Annotated in this window: 17 protein-coding genes; 14 read left to right on the forward strand and 3 right to left on the reverse strand. The window is 48.1% G+C overall.

The window, feature by feature from the left end; all coding sequences use genetic code 11:
• The first annotated feature begins 47 nt into the window (after positions 1 to 47).
• From H8K33_RS11805 to H8K33_RS11815, 3 genes are all read left to right on the forward strand, one after another.
• A complete protein-coding gene (locus H8K33_RS11805; RefSeq protein ID WP_246443551.1) occupies positions 48 to 440 on the forward strand; it encodes a BlaI/MecI/CopY family transcriptional regulator in 393 nt (130 codons plus the stop codon).
• On the forward strand, positions 437 to 2,068 hold the full coding sequence (locus H8K33_RS11810; RefSeq protein ID WP_186891236.1) for a M56 family metallopeptidase: 1,632 nt from the start codon (positions 437 to 439) through the stop codon (positions 2,066 to 2,068). Before H8K33_RS11805 ends, H8K33_RS11810 begins: the two co-directional genes overlap by 4 nt.
• 137 nt (positions 2,069 to 2,205) lie before the next feature.
• The gene (locus H8K33_RS11815) at positions 2,206 to 2,796 is read left to right on the forward strand and encodes a dienelactone hydrolase family protein (protein WP_186891237.1); all 591 of its coding nucleotides are present in this window, start codon (positions 2,206 to 2,208) and stop codon (positions 2,794 to 2,796) included.
• A gap of 78 nt (positions 2,797 to 2,874) precedes the next feature.
• On the opposite strand, the gene pbpC is transcribed toward H8K33_RS11815, so the two are convergent.
• Both pbpC and H8K33_RS11825 read right to left on the reverse strand, forming a co-directional pair.
• On the reverse strand, positions 2,875 to 5,259 hold the full coding sequence (gene pbpC, locus H8K33_RS11820; protein ID WP_390320267.1) for a penicillin-binding protein 1C: 2,385 nt from the start codon (positions 5,257 to 5,259) through the stop codon (positions 2,875 to 2,877).
• A gap of 109 nt (positions 5,260 to 5,368) precedes the next feature.
• The gene (locus tag H8K33_RS11825; protein ID WP_186891238.1) at positions 5,369 to 6,274 is read right to left on the reverse strand and encodes a LysR family transcriptional regulator; all 906 of its coding nucleotides are present in this window, start codon (positions 6,272 to 6,274) and stop codon (positions 5,369 to 5,371) included.
• A 479-nt stretch (positions 6,275 to 6,753) separates the two neighbouring features.
• Here H8K33_RS11825 and H8K33_RS11830 point away from each other — a divergent pair, with 479 nt between their 5' ends.
• The 7 genes from H8K33_RS11830 (at position 6,754) to H8K33_RS11860 (ending at position 15,382) form a co-directional block, all read left to right on the forward strand.
• Entirely contained in the window at positions 6,754 to 9,039 is a 2,286-nt protein-coding gene (locus H8K33_RS11830; protein ID WP_186891239.1) for a TonB-dependent receptor, read from the forward strand.
• 165 nt (positions 9,040 to 9,204) lie between these two features.
• Positions 9,205 to 10,077 (forward strand): alpha/beta fold hydrolase, encoded by an 873-nt coding sequence (locus H8K33_RS11835; RefSeq protein WP_186891240.1) that lies wholly within the window; start codon positions 9,205 to 9,207, stop codon positions 10,075 to 10,077.
• A gap of 32 nt (positions 10,078 to 10,109) precedes the next feature.
• Positions 10,110 to 11,333, forward strand: coding sequence for a substrate-binding domain-containing protein (locus tag H8K33_RS11840; protein ID WP_186891241.1), 1,224 nt, complete (start codon positions 10,110 to 10,112; stop codon positions 11,331 to 11,333).
• A 22-nt stretch (positions 11,334 to 11,355) separates the two neighbouring features.
• Complete coding sequence (locus tag H8K33_RS11845; RefSeq protein ID WP_186891242.1) at positions 11,356 to 12,177, forward strand: ABC transporter ATP-binding protein; 822 nt, start codon at positions 11,356 to 11,358, stop codon at positions 12,175 to 12,177.
• On the forward strand, positions 12,170 to 12,937 hold the full coding sequence (locus tag H8K33_RS11850; protein ID WP_246443554.1) for an ABC transporter ATP-binding protein: 768 nt from the start codon (positions 12,170 to 12,172) through the stop codon (positions 12,935 to 12,937). The genes H8K33_RS11845 and H8K33_RS11850 overlap by 8 nt, the downstream gene beginning before the upstream one ends.
• A gap of 186 nt (positions 12,938 to 13,123) precedes the next feature.
• A complete protein-coding gene (locus H8K33_RS11855) occupies positions 13,124 to 14,128 on the forward strand; it encodes a branched-chain amino acid ABC transporter permease (RefSeq protein WP_186891243.1) in 1,005 nt (334 codons plus the stop codon).
• Between the two features lie 183 nt (positions 14,129 to 14,311).
• Complete coding sequence (locus tag H8K33_RS11860; protein WP_186891244.1) at positions 14,312 to 15,382, forward strand: branched-chain amino acid ABC transporter permease; 1,071 nt, start codon at positions 14,312 to 14,314, stop codon at positions 15,380 to 15,382.
• 76 nt (positions 15,383 to 15,458) lie between these two features.
• On the opposite strand, the gene H8K33_RS11865 is transcribed toward H8K33_RS11860, so the two are convergent.
• Positions 15,459 to 17,159, reverse strand: a complete 1,701-nt coding sequence (locus H8K33_RS11865) for an alkaline phosphatase D family protein (RefSeq protein WP_186891245.1) — start codon at positions 17,157 to 17,159, stop codon at positions 15,459 to 15,461.
• A gap of 270 nt (positions 17,160 to 17,429) precedes the next feature.
• Here H8K33_RS11865 and H8K33_RS11870 point away from each other — a divergent pair, with 270 nt between their 5' ends.
• The 4 genes from H8K33_RS11870 to H8K33_RS11885 all read left to right on the forward strand — a co-directional run bounded on the left by H8K33_RS11870 (position 17,430) and on the right by H8K33_RS11885 (position 24,633).
• The gene (locus H8K33_RS11870) at positions 17,430 to 18,488 is read left to right on the forward strand and encodes a M14 family zinc carboxypeptidase (RefSeq protein WP_186891246.1); all 1,059 of its coding nucleotides are present in this window, start codon (positions 17,430 to 17,432) and stop codon (positions 18,486 to 18,488) included.
• A 13-nt stretch (positions 18,489 to 18,501) separates the two neighbouring features.
• Entirely contained in the window at positions 18,502 to 19,284 is a 783-nt protein-coding gene (locus tag H8K33_RS11875; RefSeq protein ID WP_186891247.1) for an alpha/beta fold hydrolase, read from the forward strand.
• A gap of 122 nt (positions 19,285 to 19,406) precedes the next feature.
• The gene (locus tag H8K33_RS11880) at positions 19,407 to 23,492 is read left to right on the forward strand and encodes a DEAD/DEAH box helicase (protein ID WP_186891248.1); all 4,086 of its coding nucleotides are present in this window, start codon (positions 19,407 to 19,409) and stop codon (positions 23,490 to 23,492) included.
• 148 nt (positions 23,493 to 23,640) lie between these two features.
• Positions 23,641 to 24,633: an alpha/beta fold hydrolase gene (locus H8K33_RS11885; RefSeq protein WP_186891249.1), complete on the forward strand. Its 993-nt coding sequence runs from the start codon at positions 23,641 to 23,643 to the stop codon at positions 24,631 to 24,633.
• Positions 24,634 to 24,662: the final 29 nt, after the last annotated feature.

The raw sequence follows: 24,662 nt of genomic DNA on the forward strand, positions 1-24,662 counted from the left end.
AGTGACGATGGCGTCCTAGCTACCGCAATACCAACCAAATGAAAACTATGACTACAGAAAAAATTGGACTAGAAGATTTGCCTTGGCGTGAACGGCAAGTGGTGGAAGTTATTTATCGATTACAAGAAGCCACCGCAGCGCAAATTCAAGCGCAGTTGGACGAACCGCCTAGCAACTCGGCGATACGCGCCATGCTCAGCCGCCTAGAAGAAAAAGGCGTGTTGACGCATCGTGAAGAAGGACAACGCTATTTTTATCAAGCAGTGGAAGCGAAAAACAAAGTCGCTGACTCGGCATTAAAAAAACTGGTCGGCGTTTTTTTCAATGATTCTCCTGCCAGCGCCGCAACGGCGTTGCTCGGCATGTCGGACAAATTGAGCAGTGCCGATATCGATCAATTGCAAGCCTTAATTGATAAAGCGAAGAAAGAAGGAAGATGAACCCCACCGCCAATTCCAGCTCATGGGAATTACTCGATCTAATCGGCATCGTCATCAAGATCAGTGTAATTCTGTTGGCGCTGCTATTGGCATTAAGTTTATTCAAGCGACAATCCGCAAGTCGCAAAGTCTTAGCCGGGCAGCTCAGCATATTGGCATTACTGAGTTTGCCTTTACTGTGGTGGCTGTTACCAAGCACACCTATCAGTTTGCCACTAGCCATCTCCGCCATCAGCGACGCCCCTCTGCTATTGCCCGACTTACCGGGCATCGCCTATATTAGTACTAGCATTAGTCAACAAGAAGAGCCTCATTTACTCAAGACCGTGCTGATCATTTATGCGGCAGTCAGTGTACTTTTGCTTTTCAAAATTCTGTTGGATATTCTGCGTCTCCAGCATTTATATCGCGCATCGTCGCCACTGTCGTCGAAAAACATAGACCCGCGTACAGCACAAATGTGGACGAGTAAATTGGCGCAACTTAGTACGCACTATCAGATTCAACGCCCCGTGCAGTTGATGATTTCTGATCGCCTGCGGGCACCTGTGAGTTGGGGTCTGCTGCATCCAGTGATTTTAATCGACCGTGCGACATTCAATCGACTAACGCAACAGGAACAAATTGAAGCCAAAGATATTCTGCGACATGAACTGGCGCACATCGCACATTACGATTGGTTAAGTTTAATCCTAGCGCGCGTGGTCGCTGCGCTGTATTGGTTTCATCCTCTGATCTGGTTAATGCTCAGGGATCTGCAATTTAATATGGAATGTGCTGCGGATGACAAAGTGTTGAAAAGCGGTAGCAGCGCATCAAGCTATGCGCAAACCCTGATGCAAGTCTCAAAACAAGCCGATGCGCCACATGCGAGCGTCAATGCTTTAGCCGCGCGTGGCAAACCCCTGGTGGCAAGGATCATGGCAATCTTGGAACCACATCGTCAACGCGCCGCCGTCCGTAAATCAACTTGGATCGTTAGCGTAATTATCAGCATCGTGATTTTGCTGCCCTTAGCTGCCATTAATTTAACGGGCGAACAGCTACGCTGGCCGCATGCTCTGTTCACACAAACGCAGCATTTAAGCAATGGCGATTCTGGTGGAGCTGAACACGCAGATAAAAACTTGGCTGGCAACTTAGCGGCGAATGAATTAGACAAACTGCACAATCCTAATTTCACCGCCTTAGCACTAGCCCTACGTCGCGCGGATTTTCACAATCGACATGCGCTAGAAGTCGCTTCCTTCAAACAAAGGGCAGCCATCCCGGCCCTAGTCTTAGCCTTACACGATCAACGCGCGACCGTGCGCCGTCTGGCTTTATGGGGATTGAGTGAAATGCGTTTTCAAGAAACCGCCGCGGTAATTGCGATTATGCTCAATGATCAAGACCCGTTCGTACGGGCTGAAGCTGCGCGTGCCTTGGGTGATTTTGCACCACGTCACTGGAGCTTGAGGATCTCCGCTTTACTGCAAGACTCTCACCCTTTTGTACGCGCCAATGCCGCCCATGCACTCGGCGATCTCGCCGACAAACGCAGCCTGCCAGCACTACAAAGTAGCTTGAATGAAAGCGATCCGGCAGCACTGGCGGAAATTCAATGGGCGATTGCGGAAATGCTCTAGCGACTCAACGCACATTTTTAACCGCGGACTTCTATGTGAAGTCCAAGTAAATGCGAAGTAAATGCTAAGCAAGCTTGCATTCCGCATCTCAACCCGCTAAGCTTCGCGCTCTTTTTTGCTTCACCTCAGCTTGTCTGATGTTTACCTCAATGCCTGCAACTGTATTAATTGTCACCGATGTATTCGGTAACACGCCCGCCATCGCTAGTTTACAACGTTACGTAGGATTGTCTTGCATCATTGCCTCACCGTTTGACGCTGGCTATGCAACAAACAATGAGCAGCAAGCATATCAAGCCTTTTTGGCTTCAGGTGGGGTACAAGCTTTTGCAAAAAAACTCAAAACCATCGCACAAGACCAGCAGCAACTCACTCATGTGATAGGTTTTAGCGCTGGCGCCAGTGCCTGGTGGCTGGCGTGTGAAGAACTATCCCTGCAACTAGATAGCGCTACCCTCTTTTACGGATCACGGATCCGCGACCATCTAGACATCCAAAGTCATTGCGATACCCATTTCATTTTCGCCGAACATGAAAATGCTTACCAGCCTAATATTGTCGTCAAAGAATTACGGCAACGCGGCCATCAAGCGGAAGTGGCGATTGGCTGTAAGCATGGTTTTATGAATCCATATTCCGCTGGATTTTCTTTGCGTATGCAGACGCATTACTTAGAAATTTTGGCGCAGAAATTGCATAAGCAAGAGATGCTCGCGTTCGGGACTTAAAGTTGTATTTTTAGCTTAAAAACCAATCTAACCGTGGACGCCTACACATGGTTTGCAGACTATGCCGATACCACATGATTAATCCCGCTTATCCACCACAAACCCCACACTATCGACATGACCCGCAGCATCGATCACCGTAATGCTGTGCGCACCACTCGTATTGATGATAAAGCTTTGCCGCTTTTTACCATTGGCATTCTCAGTCTGTTTGCCGTCCAATAACCAATAATGTTGGCCACTGCCGCCGACGGCATCGAGACTGACGATAACATTTTGTTTGCCTGGCGCAGCGCGTAAGCGACTACCTTGATTAAGTCCCATCAACTTAATACTGCCGACCACATTCAGTTGCGGGCAGTCGGCGCTCCATGCGACTAATCCTAATTCTTGTTTGCGTTGCGGACTAAGCCAAGCTTCCAATAGCGAAGGCCAACGCGCGACTTCGTGTTGTTGCGCTTGTGGGTTGCAAGCTGGCGTAGTGCGCAATTGTGTTTGCGGATCGATCCAGATATTTTCTAACAAGCTACGTGCACGCAGCCGATCTGGTAAAGTTGGCGGTATCGTCTCTTTCAAAATCCACGCGCTACGCTTCACATGACAATGCGTAGCGGCAGTCTGCTCAGCAGCGGTACCTAAGGGCCAACAAATTTGCGCGCTACTCACTTCTGTTGGCTGCGATTGCGGGACTTGACTACGGGGCAGTGCAAAGGCAATTTGCTGCAATAATGGAGCGGCAACATTGGCACCGAAAAAGCCGGGGTTGGGGGTGCCATCTGGTCGCCCCACCCACACACCAAGTGTGTAACGACCACTGACACCAACCGCCCAAGCATCGCGAAAGCCATAACTAGTGCCCGTTTTCCAAGCTAAACGGACACCGCTGCCATCGTCTTCGACAAATGGTTGATCAGGATGTCCACCGGTTTCCAAAATATTGCGAATGATAAAAGCAGCGCCTGCGCTCATCATGCGCGCTTCACGCACTGGCGCATCGGGCGTAATGCGCGGCGCACCAGCCATACCCGCCATCGCCAATGACCGATACGCACCAACCAACTCTTCCAAGCTAGTACCCGCGCCGCCAAGAATCACACTCAGATTGGGGCTGGCGTCTTTCGGCAAACGTAAACGCAAACCCGCGCTCGATAAACGTGCAGTAAAACGACTGGCACCAACACGATCTAACAGATCAACAGCAGGCACATTCAGCGATCTTTGTAGAGCCTCCGACACACTCACTGGCCCTGAAAAATTCGCTTGAAAATTACCCGGATCATATCCGCTAAAAGACTGTGGCGTATCAGCTAATAAGCTTTCAGAATGAATCAAACCATCATCCAAAGCCATCGCATAGAGAAATGGTTTCAGGGTCGATCCGGGTGAGCGAATGCCGCGCACCATATCAACGTGGTTGAAACGACGTTCATCTGAAAAATCAGCGGAACCCGCATAGCCTAAGACTTCCATGCTTTTGTTATCCATCACCATCGCTGCCATCGACACAAAGCGCGGTAACTGACTGACTTTATCTGCCAGCATGCGTTCCAACAAAGTCTGCACTTCGCGATCTAAAGTCGATTGCACAATCGTCGTTTCACTTCCCACTGCTTTAACTTTTTTGCGTTTTACAGCTTGCCGTAAACGCTCTGCCGCCAAAGGTGCGAGCCAAGCTAAGCGCGGTGGATTAGCACCGACCTTTTCGATCAATGCATCATCGACTTCCGCTGGCGTCCAATGCTTTAGTTGCGCCATACGCTTTAAGACTTTGTCGCGATACAACTGCGCACGCGCGGGATGGCGGTCTGGGCGCAAACGTGAAGGTGCTTGCGGCAATACCACCAACAATGCGGCTTCAGCAGCGGAAAGTTGACTAGCACTTTTTCCCAAGTAACTGCGGCTCGCCATTTCTACCCCTTCGACGATGCCACCCATCGGTGCGTGATTCAAATACAGGGTGAGAATTTCGCGTTTAGATAAGCGTATTTCCAATTGCAGTGCGCGGGCGATTTGCTGGAGTTTTCCAGACAAACTACGTGGCACGGGTTCTAAGGCACGTGCCACTTGCATGCTCAAAGTCGAGCCACCTGAAACAATTTCTCCATGTCTTAACCATTGCCAAGCAGCACGTGATAGTGCCAGCGGATTCACACCCGGATGCCAGTAAAACCAGCGATCTTCGTAGGTCAATAAAGCATCGAGATATTTTTCTGAAACTTTGTCCGGCGTCACTGGAAAACGCCATACCCCATCGGCATCAGGCCATGCACGTAAAGGCGTACCATCACGCGCAACGACGACCATGCCAGGCTCATCACGCGGAATTGGTGGTGGGAATATTTGGTCTAACAGGAGCAGAGCAGTCAAGATCAATGCAAGGCTGGCTCGCACTGGATGACCACGACACCAACTCATCACCTGAATGAAACGTAATCGAATGGCAGGTGAGGAAATGAAAGACATGAAAGCGGGTCGAAGAACTCTAGATTTATGCAGAGCACATTGTAAAAGGATTCACGATGACTGTGTTGTCTGTTCAGGTGCAAATCCTAACTTACCTGCTCCCTGAGGACTAATTGGGTATGATGAATAAAGCCGGATTTTTTTCTGCCACATCACGCAACAAATTCCACACCACCCGCACTCTTTGCAATCGATATAAATCCGTTGGCGCAACCAAACAAAACGAGCGCTCTGCATAGAAGTTGTTTTCCAAGACACGGACCAAACGTCCGTCATCCGGCACCGCGTAAGGTGGTGCCATAATCAAACCTAAGCCTAAGGCAGCGGCTTCGCATTGCGCGGCCAAGCTGGTGCAACACATGCGTCGATGTGGCGTAAAACCTAATTCACCCATATAGTTCAATCCACTACTAGCCAAGCGGTCTTGCACATAATCGACAAAGTCATGTTTGATTAAATCTGCATGTACTTTAATCGGCGGATGCTTGGATAAATACGAAGGCGCACCGTAGATGTACATACGAAAACTGGCTAGACGCGTCACCATATAACGACCCGTGCTAGGTGGATCTAACATCACACCCAGATCAGCTTCACGATTCGCTAAGTTAGCAAAGCGCGGTAGCAATAACAAATCCACGCTCAAATCCGGATGCGCTTGTAAAAGATCGACTAAGGCAGGTGCGACCACACGCGAACCTAGAATTTCTGGCACACCCAAACGGACTATGCCTCGTACAGAAATTTGCGCACCAGTCAATTCATCTTGCGCGGCGGTGACCGCACTTTCCATTGCTTCTGCATGCGGCAATAAAGCCAGTCCCATTTCCGTCAATTGATAGCCTTCACGACTGCGATCAAACAAGGTGGCACCGAGTTGTTCTTCTAGCCTATCAATACGTCTTGCGACTGTCGTATGCTCGACCGACAAACGTCGCGAAGTGCCTGACAAAGTCCCTGAGCGTGCCAACTCTAAGAAGAAACGCAGATCGGTCCATTCGGGCAAAGTAGTCATGACATTCCTTGATTATTTTCGGTTTACAGCGTTTCGCAGATAAGTTTGAGTGGAATGCGTCGATTGTGCATCAAAGCACATAAGTTTAGCAATCTGCTTCTTTTCTGCCGAAAATAGACTTTTATCAAGAGAAAAATGCGCCGTCTTAGCGCATTGATCAGTTTGTTGCGCACTTACCACGTGCGTGCACTGCACAATTTTGGGGCTATTTTTGCAAAATTCCGCTTAAATCACTTACTTTCATGCAGAAATGCAGCTTTTCGATAGCAATAAATTATCACTGTGCATTTATGCACAGTGATTGCGCAATTGCTCGTGTTTCTAAGCGCTTTGAATTCATACACACTGCAATCCGTGTTAATGCAATCGCATACCACCTGAATTAAATAAAACAGCAGTACCGCTTCGACAGGCCGCTCATTGCACTCCAATGGCAAGTAACGGTGAACTCGAAACCATAAAAACTCTGGAGACAAATCATGACATCCTCAACAAAATCTAAGCGTAATCTCGTCCTGCTTAGCCGCTCTGCAGCGGCTATTTTTGCGATCTATGGCAGCGGTATGGGCTTTGCCCAAGCGCAATCTAGCGATACAGTGGCGAAAGTCAGCGATGACACCCAAATTTCTAAAGTCGTGGTGAGCGCACGTCGCCGCGAAGAAACTTTGCAGGACGTACCTGTCTCAGTGACTGCGTATAGCGCCGATCAATTATCGAAAAGTGGTGTCGCCGATATCACCGGCTTGGTATTAACTTTGCCGAACACCACGATGAGCGCGTCACGCGGTACTAATTCCACACTGACCTCCTTCATCCGCGGTGTGGGTCAACAAGATCCCCTCGCTGGTTTTGAATCTGGCGTGGGTATCTATCTAGACGATATCTATCTAGCCCGTCCACAAGGTGCGGTTGCCGATATTTATGATGTCGAACGCATAGAAGTGTTACGTGGACCACAAGGGACTTTATACGGTCGCAATACCATTGGTGGTGCAGTCAAATATGTGACGCGCAAAATGGGTCCAGCGACGGATATGCGCTTGAAAGCCTCGATCGGTAGCTATGGCCAAATGGATGGCGTCTTCACGGCCAGCACCGCTTTGTCAGACACCGTACGCGTTGGCGGCACACTGGCAAAATTTAAGCGTAATGGCTTCGGTACTAACTTCACCACCGGTGAAGACAACTACAACAAAGATGTATCGGCAGCGCGTTTAAGTGCGGAATTTTTGCCTAGCAGCGCTTTGTTCATTCGCTTATCTGCTGACACCAGCCAAGATGATTCTAATCCTAAACACGGCCATCGTTTAACCGTGGGTAAAATCAGCGGTGCACCCGTATTGGGCAATGTGTATGACACTCGTGCTAACTTAAACACCGCGCTCGGCAAAAAACAACAAGTGACACAATCTGGCTTCTCGGCTTTAGTTGAATACCAAATTGAATCGGACTTGATGTTCAAATCGGTGACTTCTTCACGTCATGACAAATCCTACGCACCAATCGATTTTGACTCCTTAGGCACGGTCGATTTTGATGTCCCTGCGCTGTATAAAAACAAGCAGTTCAGCCAAGAGTTCCAATTCACTTACACTGGCAAGGCGTTCCAAGGTGTTGCTGGGGTCTACTACATTGATGCCAATGCCTACAATAAATTTGATGTGCGCTTGCTCGGCACATCCACTTTCACTGAAGGTGATATCGATACTAAAGCATGGGCAGCATTTGCTGATGCGAGCTTTGATTTGAGCAAAGATCTGAGCTTATCGATCGGTGGTCGCTATACCATCGACAAACGCGAAGCAACTATCTTGCGTCAGATTTATTTAGGTACAGCAGGTTCACCAGCGATGGGTAACCCAAGCGCAATTTTGTTCAGAACTGATACGAATTTAACGAAATCCGATCTCCATCGTGAAGACAAAAAATTCACGCCACGTATTTCACTTGGATGGAAAGCTAGCGCAGATCAAAACGTGTATGCCTCATGGACTGAAGGCTTCAAAGGTGGTGGCTTTGATCCGCGTATGAACTTAGTCGGCTCCAAACTCAGCTTAGACAAAGCGAAGCAAGGCTTTTTACCAGAACAAATCAGTACCTTTGAAATTGGTTTGAAATCGGCGTTTGCAAAAAATACGGTATTGACTAACATCGCGGTTTTCCACAGCGATTACAAAGAGGTGCAAATCCCTGGCTCAGTCGCGATTGATACCAATGGCGATGGTAAAGACGATAGCTTCGCCGGCGTGACCACCAATGCAGGTAAAGCGAAGATTGATGGTATCGAACTCGAAGCAACTGCACGTTTAACTGATGCGTTTAGCTTGTCTGGTATGTTCAGCTACATCGATGCGAAATATACCAAGTACATTGGTGCAGGCAACATCGATGTCGCGAACTTGCGCGTCTTCCAAAACACGCCAAAGCAAACCGCCAGCATCCGTGCGAACTACGATTGGGATATGGCAATGTTGGGCAACTCTGGCAAACTGACCTTGAGCAGTGGCTTGGCCTTCCGTGGCAAGACCTACCAGTTCGAAACACCGACGCCGATTCTCGATCAAGATAGCTACAAGTTGTGGGATGCAAGTTTAGTCTGGAGCCGCTCAGATAATCGCGTACGCGTTGGCTTACATGGCAAAAACTTGAATGATGCACGTTACAAAGTGGCTGGCTATTTATTCCCAACTTTGGGTGAAGGCAGCACCACCGCTTTCTACGGCAATCCACGCACTTACACCTTGACTTTGGACTATCGTTTCTAAAACGGAGATTTGCAGCAGCTCTGGTATGCAGCTGCTGCACTCTCATCAACGTTTTAGAGAATTTGCGACCGGCTCAACGCTGGGCTGGTCGTTTTTTTGCCAAATTCTTGTGCTGCCAGGCAGCTACTATTCACCTATAAAAAATTCGATTTGGGCTTGAATATCGTGAGCGATTACAAAGACGTTTATTTCACTAGCAAAGATGGTCTGCGTTTGTATGCGCGTGACTATGCTGCTACTTTGCCCTCTTCAAAATTACCGATTATTTGCATTCATGGCCTGACCCGAAATTCAGCCGATTTTAATGAATTAGCGCCGCTATTAGCGCAACAAGGACGACGTGTGATCGCCGTCGATGTGCGTGGTCGTGGCCGTTCACAACATGCACAGCAAGTTGCGCATTATCACCCGTGGGTCTATGCCAACGATATCGTAAGTCTGGCGGACCAACTTGGTATCAAGCGCGCCGTCTTCATCGGCACTTCGATGGGCGGCTTAATTACCATGACGCTGGCATTGCGCAAATCTAAGTTAATCGCTGCAGCAGTATTGAACGATGTCGGCCCCAAGTTGTCACAAAAAGGCTTAGACAGAATCGCTGGATACGCTGGTGATGGTATGCACTGTGCCAACTGGGAACAAGCACGCGAGTACATCAAACGCATTAACCGCTCCGCCTTTCCCAATAACACCGATGCGGAATGGGATAAATGGGCACAGCGTGCTTTTGCTGAGAATGCGCAAGGCGAATTGGAATTGCAGTATGATCCCTTGATTGCCACCCCGCTCAAAACAGGTAAATTGAAAGCGACGTCTTGGTTAGGACGGTGGGCATTTAAGCGGTTAAGTAGAAGTCGCCCATGCTTATTGGTGCGTGGTTCTATTTCCGATCTATTGGAAGATGAGCAGGCAAATTATATGAAACAAGTTTGCCCGCAATTGCAGTATGTTGAAGTTCCACAAATCGGCCACGCGCCTATGCTGACCGAACCGGAAGCGCAACAAGCTTTACAGAATTTTTTACAGCAAGTCGAATAAAAATTCACGATAGAAAAAACCAAGGAGCACTTATGCATACCACTGACAAAAAAACTAAACACTTCAAACTCAAGCAAATCGCACTCGGCTTGGGCTTAGGATTTAGCTTACTCACATCGGCAGGTTTAGCACTCGCACAAGATATCAAGATCGCGCTGATCGCCGGGAAGACAGGCGCATTGGAGCCGTATGCCAAAGAAACCGAAACCGGCTTCATGATGGGCCTGGAATATCTGACCGGTGGCAAAATGGAAGTCAACGGCAAGAAGATCAAAGTCATCATCAAAGACGATCAAAGCAAACCCGATATGGGCCGTGCGTTATTAGCGGAAGCCTATGGTGACGACAAAGTTGATATCGCAGTCGGAACGACCTCGTCTGGTTCCGCTTTAGCCATGTTGCCAGTCGCGGAAGAGTACAAAAAAATCTTGATCGTTGAACCGGCGGTTGCCGACGCGATTACTGGAGATAAATGGAATCGTTATATCTTCCGTACCAGCCGCAACTCTATGCAGGACGCCTTGGCGGCTGCTAGCACGATCAAGTCCGGCGGCAGTATTGCCTTCCTCAGTCAAGATAATGCCTTTGGCCGCGACGCCATCAAAGCTGCGAAAGAAGCACTGGCAACAGCAGGTTCTAAAGCTAAAGTCGTGCACGAAGAATTCGCAGCGCAAAACACGACAGATTTCACGGCACCAGCACAGAGAATTTTTGATGCTTTAAAAAATAAACCAGAACCACGTCTATTACAAATCGTGTGGGCGGGACCTAGCCCTATGAATAAGTTAGCCGATCTTAAGCCAGAACGCTTCGGCATCAATCTCGCACCGGGCGGCAATATTCTGCCCGTGATGAAGTTATGGAAATCCTATGCAGGTACACAGGGAACGATTTACTACTACTATGATTTCCCAAAAAACAAAATGAATGACTGGTTAGTTGCTGAGCACACCAAGCGCTTTAAAGCACCGCCAGATTTCTTTACCGCTGGTGGTTTCGCTGCTGCTAGCGCGGTCTACACCGCACTAAACAAAGCTAAATCGACCAATACAGAAAAACTCATTACCACAATGGAAGGTATGGAATTTGACACGCCAAAAGGCAAGATGAATTTCCGCAAAGAAGATCATCAAGCACTGCAATCCATGTATCACTTCAAGATCAAAAAAGATCAGAAAAACGAATGGGATATTTTGGAATTGGTACGCGAAATTCCTGCTAGCGATATTCCGGTTCCAGTAAAAAACAAACGATAGTTCATTCTAGATCGCACAGCACATGCAAACCAGCAGCACATCATCTGTTAGTACGCCACCTGTTAGCACGCCACCTGTTAGCACACCATCCTTGAGCACCCGCGACTTGAGCATCCACTTTGGTGGTCATGTCGCGGTCAATCAAGTGAGTGCAGATTTTTATCCGGGCAGCTTAACCGTCATAGTCGGACCAAATGGCGCGGGCAAAACCACCTACTTTAATTTGATCTCGGGTCAGCTCAATGCGAGTTCGGGTAGCGTCAGTTTATTTGGACAAGACATCACGAAGTTCGGCGCCGCCAAACGTACCCGCGCTGGCATAGGTCGTGCGTTTCAATTGACGAATTTATTTCCGCATTTATCGGTGATGGAAAACGTACGATTGGCGGTGCAAAGTCGTGCTGGTATAGGCTTAAATATCTTCTCGCTGTGGTCGAGTCATAAAGAATTGATACAACGCGCCGAACATTATCTTGAACGCGTTGCACTGGCGAATCGTCGCGATGACCGCGTGATCACTTTATCGCATGGTGACAAGCGTAAATTGGAAGTGGCGATCTTGTTGGCACTGGAACCAGAAATCATGATGTTTGATGAACCAACCGCCGGCATGAGCGTAGACGAAGTGCCTGTGGTTTTGAATCTGATTCAAGAAGTGAAAGCAGAGAAAAATAAAACTATCCTCTTAGTTGAACACAAAATGGATGTAGTACGTTCCCTAGCCGACAGAATTATCGTTTTACACAATGGCACTTTGGTCGCCGATGGTGAACCAGCGACCGTGATGGCATCGGCCATCGTACAGGAAGCTTATTTAGGTAAAGGAGTCGCGCAAGATGTCTGATGCAGCAACTCAAGCTCCAGCAGGGCAAACTCAAGCAGCTCAAATGCTGTTGGAGTTAACAGGCGTACACACGCACATTGGTGAATACCATATTTTGCAAGGTGTCGATCTGCGCGTGCCACGTGACGGACTTTCCGTTTTACTAGGTCGCAATGGCGCGGGCAAAACCACCACGCTGCGCACCATCATGGGCTTATGGAAAGCCAGCCAAGGTAGTGTTCTATTTGATGGACAAAACATTGCGGCGCTCTCTACGCCATCGATTGCGCAAGCAGGTATCGCTTATGTGCCAGAAAGTATGGCGATCTTTTCGGATTTAACTGTCAAAGAAAACCTGCATTTGGCAGCACGCAATGGCGCGATGAATACCGAGCGACTCGAATGGATTTTTGGTTTCTTTCCGGCCTTGAAAAAATTCTGGAATTATCCCGCTGGTAATTTGTCAGGCGGTCAAAAACAAATGGTGGCGATTGCACGTGCCATGATAGAACCGCGCAAATTATTATTGGTCGATGAGCCAACCAAAGGCTTAGCTCCGGCGATCGTTCAAAGTCTGATGGAAGCCTTCAAGGAACTCAAGGCCAGCGATACCTCCATCCTCTTGGTCGAACAAAATTTCAACTTTGTGAAAAATTTGGGTGACACGGTTGCAGTCATGGACGATGGACGCGTGGTGCACACAGGAACGATGCGTGAGCTGGCAGACAATGAAGACTTACAGCAGAAATTGCTGGGTTTGTCGTTGGCAAGCCATCAGTAACATACTCGGCAAAAATAGGAATTAGGACTTACGCAAAATTGCACTAGCTAGAGCCTGCCCTCGAATGTTTTAGTCGGGGGCGTGGAGCCGAAGACAGTGCAATTGCACGACGAGGTGAACACAACAAGACCAGCGTCTATTTTGCGTAAGTCCAAGATAAATTGAGCGATAGGTAAATGACAGCATATGAACAATCCTGATCTACCAAGCAAGCCACGCGATCTAGCGCCACTCTTTTTAGTGCCAGTATTAGCGTTGGCGATGCTGCCTTTGATAGGCAGTTTTCCGACCTGGCTGACCTTAACTGTTGCGGGTCTCGCGATGGGCATGATGATCTTCATCATGTCGAGTGGACTGACACTCGTGTTCGGCCTGATGGATGTTTTAAATTTTGGTCACGGTGCTTTTGTCGCGGTCGGTGCTTATGCCGCGACGATGGTGCTATTGCCGATGAAGGGCTGGTTAGAAATTGATTCTTTGTGGATCAATCTGGGTGTACTCGGTTTAGCAGTGCTCTTCGCGATGTTGGTCACTGCGATTCTCGGATGGGCGTTTGAACGCCTGATCATCATGCCTGTGTATGGACAGCATTTGAAACAAATTCTGATCACCATGGGCGGCATGATCGTCGCCGAACAAATCATTGGCGTGATTTGGGGAGCTGAACAAATTCCCTTACCGCTACCAGAAAGTCTACGTGGCGCGATTTTTATCGGTGACGCTGCGATTGAGAAATATCGTTTGATCGCCGTGGTCGTTGGCATCGTCGTTTTTCTGTCTATGTTCTTGATTTTGAATCGTACCAAACTAGGCTTACTGATACGCGCTGGCGTTGAAAATGGCGAAATGGTCGAAGCGCTAGGTTACCGTATCCGTCGTCTTTTCATTGCAGTATTCGCCGCCGGTTCTGCACTTGCCGGTTTAGGCGGTGTGATGTGGGGCTTGTATAAAGAGACCTTGACTGCGGCAATGGGAAGCGAAGTGATGGTGATGGTGTTCATCGTCGTGATCATCGGCGGACTCGGCTCGGTAGGTGGTTGTTTTATCGGTGCCTTATTGATGGCTCTAGTCACCAATTACGCGGGATTCTTGGCGCCTAAATTTGCCTTGGTGTCGAATATTGCTTTGATGATGGCGATCCTATTGTGGCGACCTGCTGGTTTGTATGCGATTGGTCGGCGCGGGGCTTAGACGCGCGCTTGAAAGAAATCAATCAAAGTTTGAATAGCAGGAACAAAAACCAAGGAAATATGGCGTGCTTCTGAATACTTTTAGACGAAGCTGAACGTCCCTCATCCCCGGCCCTTCTCCCGCGAGCGGGAGAAGGGTGTGAAGTAGAAATTTGCAGCAATTTACTTAGTGAACGAAAATCTTATGAACCTGTTCCGTCAACTCTTATCCGATGATCTGCCGCGTAGCCGTCTGCTCTCAGCTTTATTGCTGCTAACATTCTTCGGCTTAGCAGCCGCACCATTCATCACCAGCGGCGCTCGTCCTTTGAATACGGCAGCGACGATTTGCGTCTACATTATCTTGGTCACCTCGTATGATTTATTGCTCGGCTATACAGGTATCGTTTCCTTTGCGCATACGATGTTCTTTGGAATTGGGGCCTATGGCGTTGGCTTGGCATTGTCATCGAGTACACCTGGTTGGGCGAGAATGCTTGTCGGGATATTACTCGCCTTGGTCATCACCGTCGCCTTGGCCTTAATGATAGGTCTGTTTGCATTACGTGTACGTGCAATTTTTTACTCCATGATTACGCTCGCAGTGGCGTCCTCGTTTGCCGTATTGGCATCGCAATTGTCCGATTTCACCGGCGGCGAAGATGGCATCACCTTTCGTGTTCCAGAAATATTGACACCGGGTTTTCAACTATTTGAAAATGCTATTTTAGGGCGCAATATCGATGGCAAAGTGATTACCTATTACATCGTATTTAGCATTTGCGTGTTGCTATTCTTGTTCTTACTTCGCGTCGTCAATTCACCCTTCGGTCGAGTCTTACAAGCGATACGCGAAAATGAATTCCGCGCTGAAGCACTCGGCTACCGTACTGTTGTCTACCGTGTTCTCGCCAACTGCCTAGCTGCTTTATTAGCAGCATTAGCAGGCGCTTTGATGGCGCTATGGTTGCGTTACGTTGGACCAAAGACCATGTTAAGTTTTGAAGTGATGACCGATATTTTGTTAATCGTCGTGATCGGTGGCATGGGTACGCTGTATGGTGCGGTGATCGGTGCGGCACTCTTTATCATCGCGCAAAATTATTTGAAGAATTTGATGGCGCAAGGCTCTGAATCGCTGGTTGATTTCCCAATTCTGGCGCAAATATTCCACCCTGATCGCTGGATGTTATGGCTGGGTGTTTTGTTTATTTTGTCGGTATATTTCTTCCCGACCGGGATTGTTGGTAAGTTACGTGGCTATAAATTGAAGTGACCGAAATTGACTAAAGGAGGAAGCGCAGACGTACAACGCTTCCTTCCATAAACATCGTCTTAGTTCACTTTTAAGCTCACACTGCTAACAACTTACGATTCGCTTTGCCAGGCAAGACTTTCAAAGTTTTACCACTGACCGCACTATAAGTTTTTGATTTCACCGTACTGACATAACGCCATTCTGAGCGTGCTTCTGTCGGGGTTGCGGTAACGATCATATAGCCACGGCTCTTGGTTTCTGCGTAAACCAATGGCCCAATGATTTGCTCTAAACCTGCAGCGACTTGCGCTGGATCTTCTTTCGCAAAATATTCTTCAAAACCCGGTGAGCTAACTGACGAAACGCCAAACTCCACGCCAACAGCATTGCCACTCAGGTCAGCCAAATCGCTTGCCCATGAATTGTGCGTATCACCTGCCAAGGAAATCAAGTTTTTATCCAATGCTTTAGCAATACCTAACAAGGTTTCGCGTGCGACCACATAGCCATCCCAAGCATCGAGGTTATATGGAATCGCTGGCTGCGCCAGTATGGCTTTTTCAGTCGCCGTCAATGTCGTTGGCGCTAACTGCGCTTTTCCTAACAGTGTGGTGTAATCAGAAAAACCAATTTGCCCCAACACCAATGGCGCTGGAATATTCATACGCGCCATCAAAATCTGCTGACCAAGAATTTGCCAAGTCGCAGCTGACTTTGTCATTTGTGCTTGCAACCAAGTTGTTTGCTCTGCGCCCATTAACTGGCGACTAGGATTACTCATGTCGGTAGTAAATTTTGCCGCATCAAAAGCACCACCGGCACCCATATAGCTTGCGTAGGACAATTGTTTATCACGCCCGATCAAACGGGTATCCAACATGTGCAAGGACGCCAAACTACCAAAATCAAACGAACGATAAATGCGGTCATTCTTCGTTGCGTCTGGCAAACGAATTGGCATCCATTCATGATAGGCCTGCAAAGCCGCTGCACGACGTGCGCTGAAAGGGCCTTCTTTTGCAGGATCGTGATTTTCTGCGCCGCCATTCCATGTGTCATTCGCAAATTCATGGTCATCCCAAACCGTAATGAACGGATGCTTAGCATGTACCGCTTGCAAATCCGTATCGCTACGATAAATCGCATAGCGTGTACGATAATCGGTCAGCGTCACAATTTCTGTTTTTGGTTCTACCAAGCGATTTAAACTTGCGGCATCTTGTGAAGCATAGCCATCGCGTGGATATTCATAGATGTAATCACCAAGATGAATGACGGCATCGAGATCGTTTTGTTTAGCGATTTCTGCGTACACATGGAAATAGCCTGCAGGATAATTAGAACAAGACACAACCGCCAACTTCACTTGCTGCACACTGCCAACCGGCAAAGTCTTGGTGCGACCGACTGGTGATAAACGGCTATCAAAATTAAAGCGGTAAAAGTAAGCCGTGTTAGCGCTCAAACCAGTGACATCCACTTTCGCGGTGAAGTCGCGGCTAGCGTTGGTCACGATACTGCCTGATTTGACGATTTTGGTAAATTGATCGTCGCTCGCCACCTGCCAAGTCAATTCAAAATCTCTGCCATCATAGTTGCTCGATGGCGAAACACGCGTCCAGATAATCACGCGGTCACTTAATGGATCGCCACTGGCAACACCATGTTCGAAAGTAGCATAAACAGGAGCAGTACCCGAACCACCGCAAGCACTTAATGCCAACGTAGTGGAAGCGGCCGCCGTGGTGGCAGCGAAATGGCGGATAAATTGACGACGAGTATTTTGGGGTTTCATAAGCAGCCTTTGAGTGATGAAGCCCTTGATACTATGAATTGATTATTACTCAATAATGACCAAACTTAGAATGATTGCTCCAATCTTCTCTCGCAGAAAATCAGGCAAATTCAAATTCTTATTTTTGAAAGCGCCTGAAGTTCATTAACACAAGACGTAAAAATACCTACTTGTTGCACGCTTACCTTGCTTTCATCACCCGACTACACTAGCATTGTTGACTTACTTCATCGCTGCCCCTAATGCACGTTTCTGAAAGTCTGCATCAACATGCCTGCACTCCCAGAATTACAAGAATTAGAACGACTTATCCAGTTAGGGAAAAACCATCTCGAGGTCAATGTCACTTGTGAAGTAAAGGTTCGGCATAAATCTTTTCCAGTCTACCAATTGGCACTCGGCAATCCAGACCCGCAGCTTCCCGCCATTGGTTTTTTTGGTGGTATTCATGGCTTAGAACGCATAGGCACGCAAGTGCTGCTTAGCTATTTGCGTGGCTTGTTATCGCAGCTAGTTTGGGATAAAAGCTTGCAAGCCTTATTGCAGCAAGTACGTTTAATTTTTATGCCCTTAATCAATCCTGGCGGCATGTGGCGATCAACGCGCGCGAATCCCAATGGCGTTGATTTAATGCGCAATGCGCCCGTCGAAGCCCATGGCAGAGTGCCATTCTTATTGGGAGGGCACCGACTCAGCCCACGTTTGCCTTGGTATCGCGGCGCCATCGACGCCGAGATGGAAATTGAAAATCAAGCCTTGTGTAAAGTTGTGCGCGAGCAGTTGTTACCACGTCAGTTTAGTATGGCGATTGATTGCCACTCCGGTTTTGGTCTAGTTGATCGAGTCTGGTTTCCACATGCGCATAGTGAGCACCCTATTCCGCACCTAGCGGATATTCTGCGCCTTGAAGAACTATTTCAAGAAACGCATCCACATCATCGCTATCTGTTCGAACCGCAGAGTCTGCAATACAAAACGCATGGCGATATCTGGGATTATCTGTACTTACATCATCAAAAACTAGCGTCTGCAAATACATCGATAAACTCTTCGAACATTTTGAAGACAACGCATACACCCAACACGTTTTTACCTCTGACTTTAGAAATGGGATCATGGCTATGGGTCAAGAAAAATCCACGTCAATTATTCTCTCGACATGGCATGTTCAATCCCACTGCCGAGCATCGTTTACATCGTGTATTGCGACGCCACGCATCGTGGTTAGATTTCTTGGTAAGAGCAAGCTGTGGCTATCAGAATTGGCTCAGCACGGGACCGCAGCGATGCCGTTTGCAAGAACGCGCCGTCGCACGCTGGTATCGCTAATGAGGGCATACGCATGACTACTTGGGTATTGCTGCGAGGGTTGATGCGTGAATCACGTCACTGGGGCGAATTTCCACATCAATTGCAAAAAGTGATCGGTGATGATGACATTGTTTGCCTCGATTTTCCTGGCAACGGTGCCTTGTTCAAACAATCCAGCCTGACGACGATTCCTGAAATGGCAAAGCATTGCCATCAACAGTTACAAGCGAAAGGATGTGAACCACCTTATCACGTATTGGCAATCTCGCTTGGTGCGATGGTCGCCGTGGCATGGGCCGAATTGTTTCCCGATGAATTAGCATCGATGGTCTTAATTAACACCAGTTTTGCGCCCCACAATCCCTTCTATCAACGTTTGCGCCCGCAAAATTATCCTCGGCTCATACGCACCTTACTATTCGGAACAACCCAAAAACGCGAAGCACTGATTTTGTCATTGACCAGTCAAATGACAGATCAGTCGGCCAAAGCTGCGATCATCGATCAATGGATACATTACGCCCGAGAATATCCAATCAAACGCAGCAATATCTTGCGCCAGCTACGCGCGGCTTCGCAATTCCAAGCGCCAAAGCTGGCACCAAAAACCGCACTATTACTGCTAACCGCTAGCCAAGATCAACTGGTAGATGTTCATTGCTCTCAAACCTTAGCAGAGAAGTGGCAAGCGCCCTTGCACATCCATCCGCTAGCTGGACACGATCTGCCTTTAGATGACAGCCAGTGGGTAATTAAGGCGATTCAGGAGTGGCGGCGTGATGTGTTTGGTGATAAGGCATTTGATGTTGCCTAACGTAGATGAAAAACAAATCGCTAGTAATGGATTTAAAAGTAGTGGGCAAGCCAGCGTAAGACTGATTGAAATCACAAATCAGGTAAAATCGGTTTTCTGCTTTCTTCTCACATAATTACCAAATGCACCAATTCGATCACCTGGAAGCGCAAGAATTTCCATTCCTTTACGCCTTAGCGCTACTCGATTCACCATTAAGCCAAAATGTCATGCTGGAATTGTTATTGCAGCGACGTGAGTCATTTGGAAGAGCAGGTGAAGTACCAGGTGTGATCGCGGTGCGAGATCAGCTAGCCGTGCTGCACGAAAAGCACTTGGTCACACCTGTTAGCGGAAAAGGTTATGTGTTGAATGAAGGTTTGCACATGCCCATCATCGCGCATCTACTTGCGCACAGCGATATTCATGCGTGGATCAGCAGCATCAGAGTAATTTTGAATAAGCGTGAGGAATATAAACATTGGAAGGTGCACAATGCGGCCTTTTGCCGACGCGAACTCTTGTTCTCTTGTCTGGTTAATGAGATCGATGGCATCGGCTATTGGCGGCATGAATTTTTCGAAGCACGTACTGGCGACAAAAAAGTTCTGGCAGAGCATTTGTTTGAAACTGAAGCGGGTCAACATATCTTCTCCCAGTTTTCTCAAGTCACTAAGGGCGTGCTGCTATCTGACCTGTTTTATCAAGCAAATTGGGCGGCGAGTGATGCTCGCTTGGCATACGAATATGTGCAAAAACACCTAGCAGAATTTGGCGAAAATATTTATCTAGTGCTTGATCAATTGATCTGGCAAGCCTTACTGCGTGGCGACCTAGCTTTACTTCAACAACTAGAACAATATTGCTTAGAAGAGCAACGCGGTACACATGCGTTTGCCATGGCAATCATGCAGGCTGACTACGCTGAAGCTCTCGCTCAGATTGACATCATTAGCAAAACAATTAAGAAGAATACCGGCAAACGTAAGGTGCACTTGAGTGATGTACTTGGCTTGCTTTATACAGTTTGCTTGCTAGCGATTGATAGTGCAGAGAATCGTAAAAAACTCAAAGAACAGGTAGACGATGGTATTAAACAAAACGATGCTTTTACTTATTATTTATTGGAGTCGCTCAGTAATCATCTGGCTAAGGGCGTTCCATTAACCCCTAAACGTTTTGTCCTGCAACGCGAACTCGGTGTGGAAACGCTGTTTGAATGTCTGGCATTGTTTTGGGAAAGTGAACCAGTACGTGAAGACGCCCACCAACGACTGCGTGCTGCCTATCAGCTTTACCTCAACAACGGCTATCACTGGCTAGCTGCGCAAGCCGACGCCTTACTCATCAAACATTATGGCGATGCTCCTCAAATATCCGCCTGGCAGGCGCAACACACAATCACTCCTTTGTACAAGGCGCTGCAAAGAGAAGAGTCATGGCAACGTGCATTGACTGCATTGAGCCAACTAAATCTCAACACCAATAACGATAGTAGTAAAGTCGTCGCAGAACAAAGACTAGTTTGGTTACTTACGCTACTACGCGATCATGCAGGGCTAGAACCGCGCGAACAAAAAGTCAGTGCCAAAGGTGTGTGGAGTAAAGGTCGGCCAGTTGCTTTAAAGCGTTTAGCGCAAGAACAAGATGGCTTGCCGTATCTGACCTCACAAGATAAACAAATCGCTAATTGCATACGCAAAAGTACAGAAGGCTATTACGGCAATGTCGAATACAATTTGGATAGCGAGAAAGCCTTACCACTGTTGATCAACCATCCACAAGTGTATTGGAGCGATGCACCCGATGTGCGTATCGATGTGGTCAAAGGCGAATTAGCCTTATTCTTAAAAGAAAAAAACGATCATATCAGCCTGCAATTAGAACCAGCGATCACATCGCAACAAGCCTATGTCGTGCGCAAAGAAACACCCACGCGTTTAGCCATTTATAGTTCCAGCGCAGAGATCAAACAAATCGCCGGCATCCTCGGTTCTGGCCTCACCGTACCAAGCGCCGCCAAAGCCCAATTAGTCGATGTGATCGCAGCGATTGCACCGCATCTGGCAATTCATTCTGACCTACCTGAATTAGCACAGCACATCCACACGGTCGCCGCTGACCAGACTCTCTATGCCCATTTATTACCGCTCAAAGAAGGTTTGCGCTTGCAATTATTGATGCGCCCACTAACCGATGCTGGCTGGTTCACGCCGGGCGAAGGTGCAGCCAATGTATTGGGTGAATTAGATGGGCAAACGGTACAAGCGAGTCGTGACTTAGCCCAGGAAAATACTGCATTACAAAGCTTACTCACAAGCTGCACCGCCTTTGATGAAGCCGAAGAGAATAACAATGAATGGCAATGGCAAACACCAGAACAATGTCTGGAATTGTTGAGTCAACTCAAAGCCATCCCAGAAGAGCAATTGCAATTAGTCTGGCCTGAAGGCGAACGCTTCCACCTGCAAGGCCAACGCTCGCTTGGTAATATGCGACTGAGTATTAAGAAACAAGGTGAGTGGTTTGTCGCGGGTGGTGAAGTCACGCTCGATGATGGTCGCGTATTAGCTTTACGCGAGCTAATGCAAATGGCAGAGGCGAGCAAAGGTCGCTTCTTAAAAATCGGCGACAATGATTTCCTCGCTTTGACTGACAGCTTCCGCAAACGTCTAGATGAATTACGCCACTTCGCCGAACTAAGTGGTAAAGACGGCATACGCATCAATTCTTTAGCTGCACCAGCACTAGCCGAATTAGCCGATGAAGTCGGCGAACTCAAAGTTGATAAAGCTTGGCGTGAGCAAGTCGAAAAACTCGATGCGCTCGCTAGCTTTGTGCCGCAGGTACCCTCCACTTTACAAGCGCAATTACGCGACTATCAGCTCGAAGGTTTTCAGTGGTTAGCCAAGCTTGCCAAATGGGGCGTGGGTGCTTGCTTAGCAGACGATATGGGTTTAGGTAAAACCGTACAAACACTGGCGCTATTAGTAGATCGCGCACCGAATGGACCAGCCTTAGTAATCGCACCGATCTCGGTGGCGATGAATTGGCAAAGCGAAGTTGCCCGCTTCGCCCCTACACTCAAGATACGCGCTTATCAACAAGATCGCTCGCTGAATGATCTAGGTGCGTTTGATATCGTGATCGCCAGCTATGGCATGCTGCAACAAGACGCTGCCACCTTTGCTGCACAGCATTGGCATAGTGTGGTGCTAGACGAAGCACAAGTGATCAAGAATGCCGCGACCAAACGCAGTCAAGCTGCGATGGCACTGACCGCAGATTTCAAAATGATTGCCAGCGGCACACCAGTGGAAAATCACTTGGGCGAGTTGTGGAATCTCTTTCGCTTTATCAATCCGGGTTTATTGGGATCAAAAGACAATTTCGCCGACAAATTTAGCCACCCGATTGAACGCGGTGACAAAGCGGTGCGTGCACATCTAAAAAAACTGATTCAACCATTCATCCTACGCCGCACCAAAACCCAAGTTCTAAGCGAATTACCACCACGTACTGAAATCAATCTGCAAGTCGAACTCAGTGATGAAGAACGCCACTTGTACGAAGCCTTGCGACAAGAAGCCATCGACAAGATCGCACAGATCGATCCTACTGCTGGTAAGTCTATGCAGGTCTTGGCAGAAATCACCAAGCTACGCCGCTTCTGCTGTCACCCAAAGTTGGTCATGAAAAACGCCAACATCAGCGGCAGCAAACTCGCTGTCTTACAACACACGGTGGAAGAACTGCTGGACAATCGTCACAAAGCTTTAATCTTCAGCCAATTCGTCGATCACTTAGCCATCGTGCGCGCTTGGTTAGATGAACAGGGCATCGCCTATCAATATCTCGATGGCAGCACACCCGCGCAAGAACGCAAAAAGCGTGTTGATGCTTTTCAAGCGGGCCAAGGCGACATCTTTTTAATCAGCTTAAAAGCCGGCGGCACCGGCCTCAATCTCACCGCCGCCGATTACGTGATTCACCTTGACCCTTGGTGGAATCCCGCTGTCGAAGACCAAGCTTCAGACCGCGCGCATCGCATGGGACAACAACGACCAGTGACGATTTATCGACTAGTCACCCAAGACACCATAGAGGAACGCATCCTCGCTCTGCATGCCGAGAAACGCGATTTGGCAGATAGCTTATTGGACGGCGGTGATGCAGCTGGGCGCATGGATACTGAGGCTTTATTGCGTTTGTTAAAAGAGAGCGTGTGAGAGGATGGTAAAGATGCTGAGCAAGCTTAAGAGCGCTTGAACATTAATAGAAAACTGATGACATTTGTCACTGGTGAGCGTGACTGGCGATCTTTACAATGCATTCCAGTCGCAACACAAACTCACTGACAACAATAAGGAAATCATCATGAAGAACAATGCGCTCGTTTTATCTCGTCGCCACGCAATCGCATTACGCAATGTGGCATTCAGCATCAGCTTATCCTTAGCAGCGACTTCAGCCTTGGCGACGCCAACCAATGCATCAACAAATGCACTAACAAATGCACCGCAGGCAAATCAAGTCAATGTAAGTGGTGATGCCACAACCGCTGCTGTTGCAGCATTCAAAGTGGAAGTTAGCGGTAATGGCCCAGCATTAATTTTGATCCCCGGTCTCGCCTCTTCATCCGCAGTTTGGAAAGAAACTGTCGCCGCACTGCAAGATCGCTATCAAGTTCACGTATTGACCTTGGCAGGTTTCGCGGGAACAAAAGCATTACCAAATAGTGCAATGAGCAAAGGCTTTATCGCGGCACAAGAACAAGCTATCGTCGATTACATCGCGAAGCAGCAATTACATAAGCCAGTCGTGATCGGACACTCCTTAGGGGGATTTTTAGCACTCTCATTAGCAGCCAATCATTCCGACAAAATCGGCGCGGCTATTAACGTGGACGGCTTACCTGCATTAGGCGCAATGTTCGCAGAAGCTCAGGCAAATATGCAGAAATCTGGCAATCCACCACCGCCACAAAATACCGGCTTCGATCCTATGGCGATGGCAAAAAACATGGCAAACAACACAGAATGGCACACCCAAATTGCGAAGGACATGATGAGTTCTGACCCGATGACTTCTGGTCGCACCATGAGCGAGCTAGCCAGCAAAGATTTGCGCCCTGCTTTAAGTAAGGTGCGCGTACCAGTATTGACTTTAGGTGCCTTACAAAATGGTGCGCCATATACACCCGCAGAACAAGTACAAGCCACTTACGAAAAACAACTGGCGAACATTCCAAAAAATCTGAATCACATGGCCTTCGCCAAAGACTCCAAACATTTCATCATGGCCGATGCACCTGCATGGATGCAACAGCAGATTAATGAGTTTTTGAAGCTGGTGGGTTCGGGGAAGTAATCATTCTGATTGCAGAAAAACAAAAGAGT

It is taken from the genome of Affinundibacterium amnicola, assembly GCF_014284275.1.
GTDB classification, from domain to species: domain Bacteria; phylum Pseudomonadota; class Gammaproteobacteria; order Burkholderiales; family Burkholderiaceae_D; genus Undibacterium; species Undibacterium amnicola.

Bases quoted from the DNA above. Each gene is read 5' to 3' on its own strand.
- H8K33_RS11860 (WP_186891244.1), top strand. From the start codon at position 14,312: ATGAACCTGTTCCGTCAACTCTTATCCGATGATCTGCCGCGTAGCCGT.
- H8K33_RS11855 (WP_186891243.1), top strand. From the start codon at position 13,124: ATGAACAATCCTGATCTACCAAGCAAGCCACGCGATCTAGCGCCACTC.
- H8K33_RS11850 (WP_246443554.1), top strand. From the start codon at position 12,170: ATGTCTGATGCAGCAACTCAAGCTCCAGCAGGGCAAACTCAAGCAGCT.
- H8K33_RS11880 (WP_186891248.1), top strand. From the start codon at position 19,407: ATGCACCAATTCGATCACCTGGAAGCGCAAGAATTTCCATTCCTTTAC.
- H8K33_RS11825 (WP_186891238.1), bottom strand. From the start codon at position 6,274: ATGACTACTTTGCCCGAATGGACCGATCTGCGTTTCTTCTTAGAGTTG.
- H8K33_RS11830 (WP_186891239.1), top strand. From the start codon at position 6,754: ATGACATCCTCAACAAAATCTAAGCGTAATCTCGTCCTGCTTAGCCGC.
- H8K33_RS11885 (WP_186891249.1), top strand. From the start codon at position 23,641: ATGAAGAACAATGCGCTCGTTTTATCTCGTCGCCACGCAATCGCATTA.
- pbpC (WP_390320267.1), bottom strand. From the start codon at position 5,259: ATGTCTTTCATTTCCTCACCTGCCATTCGATTACGTTTCATTCAGGTG.
- H8K33_RS11840 (WP_186891241.1), top strand. From the start codon at position 10,110: ATGCATACCACTGACAAAAAAACTAAACACTTCAAACTCAAGCAAATC.
- H8K33_RS11865 (WP_186891245.1), bottom strand. From the start codon at position 17,159: ATGAAACCCCAAAATACTCGTCGTCAATTTATCCGCCATTTCGCTGCC.
- H8K33_RS11805 (WP_246443551.1), top strand. From the start codon at position 48: ATGACTACAGAAAAAATTGGACTAGAAGATTTGCCTTGGCGTGAACGG.
- H8K33_RS11815 (WP_186891237.1), top strand. From the start codon at position 2,206: ATGTTTACCTCAATGCCTGCAACTGTATTAATTGTCACCGATGTATTC.
- H8K33_RS11870 (WP_186891246.1), top strand. From the start codon at position 17,430: ATGCCTGCACTCCCAGAATTACAAGAATTAGAACGACTTATCCAGTTA.
- H8K33_RS11810 (WP_186891236.1), top strand. From the start codon at position 437: ATGAACCCCACCGCCAATTCCAGCTCATGGGAATTACTCGATCTAATC.
- H8K33_RS11875 (WP_186891247.1), top strand. From the start codon at position 18,502: ATGACTACTTGGGTATTGCTGCGAGGGTTGATGCGTGAATCACGTCAC.
- H8K33_RS11845 (WP_186891242.1), top strand. From the start codon at position 11,356: ATGCAAACCAGCAGCACATCATCTGTTAGTACGCCACCTGTTAGCACG.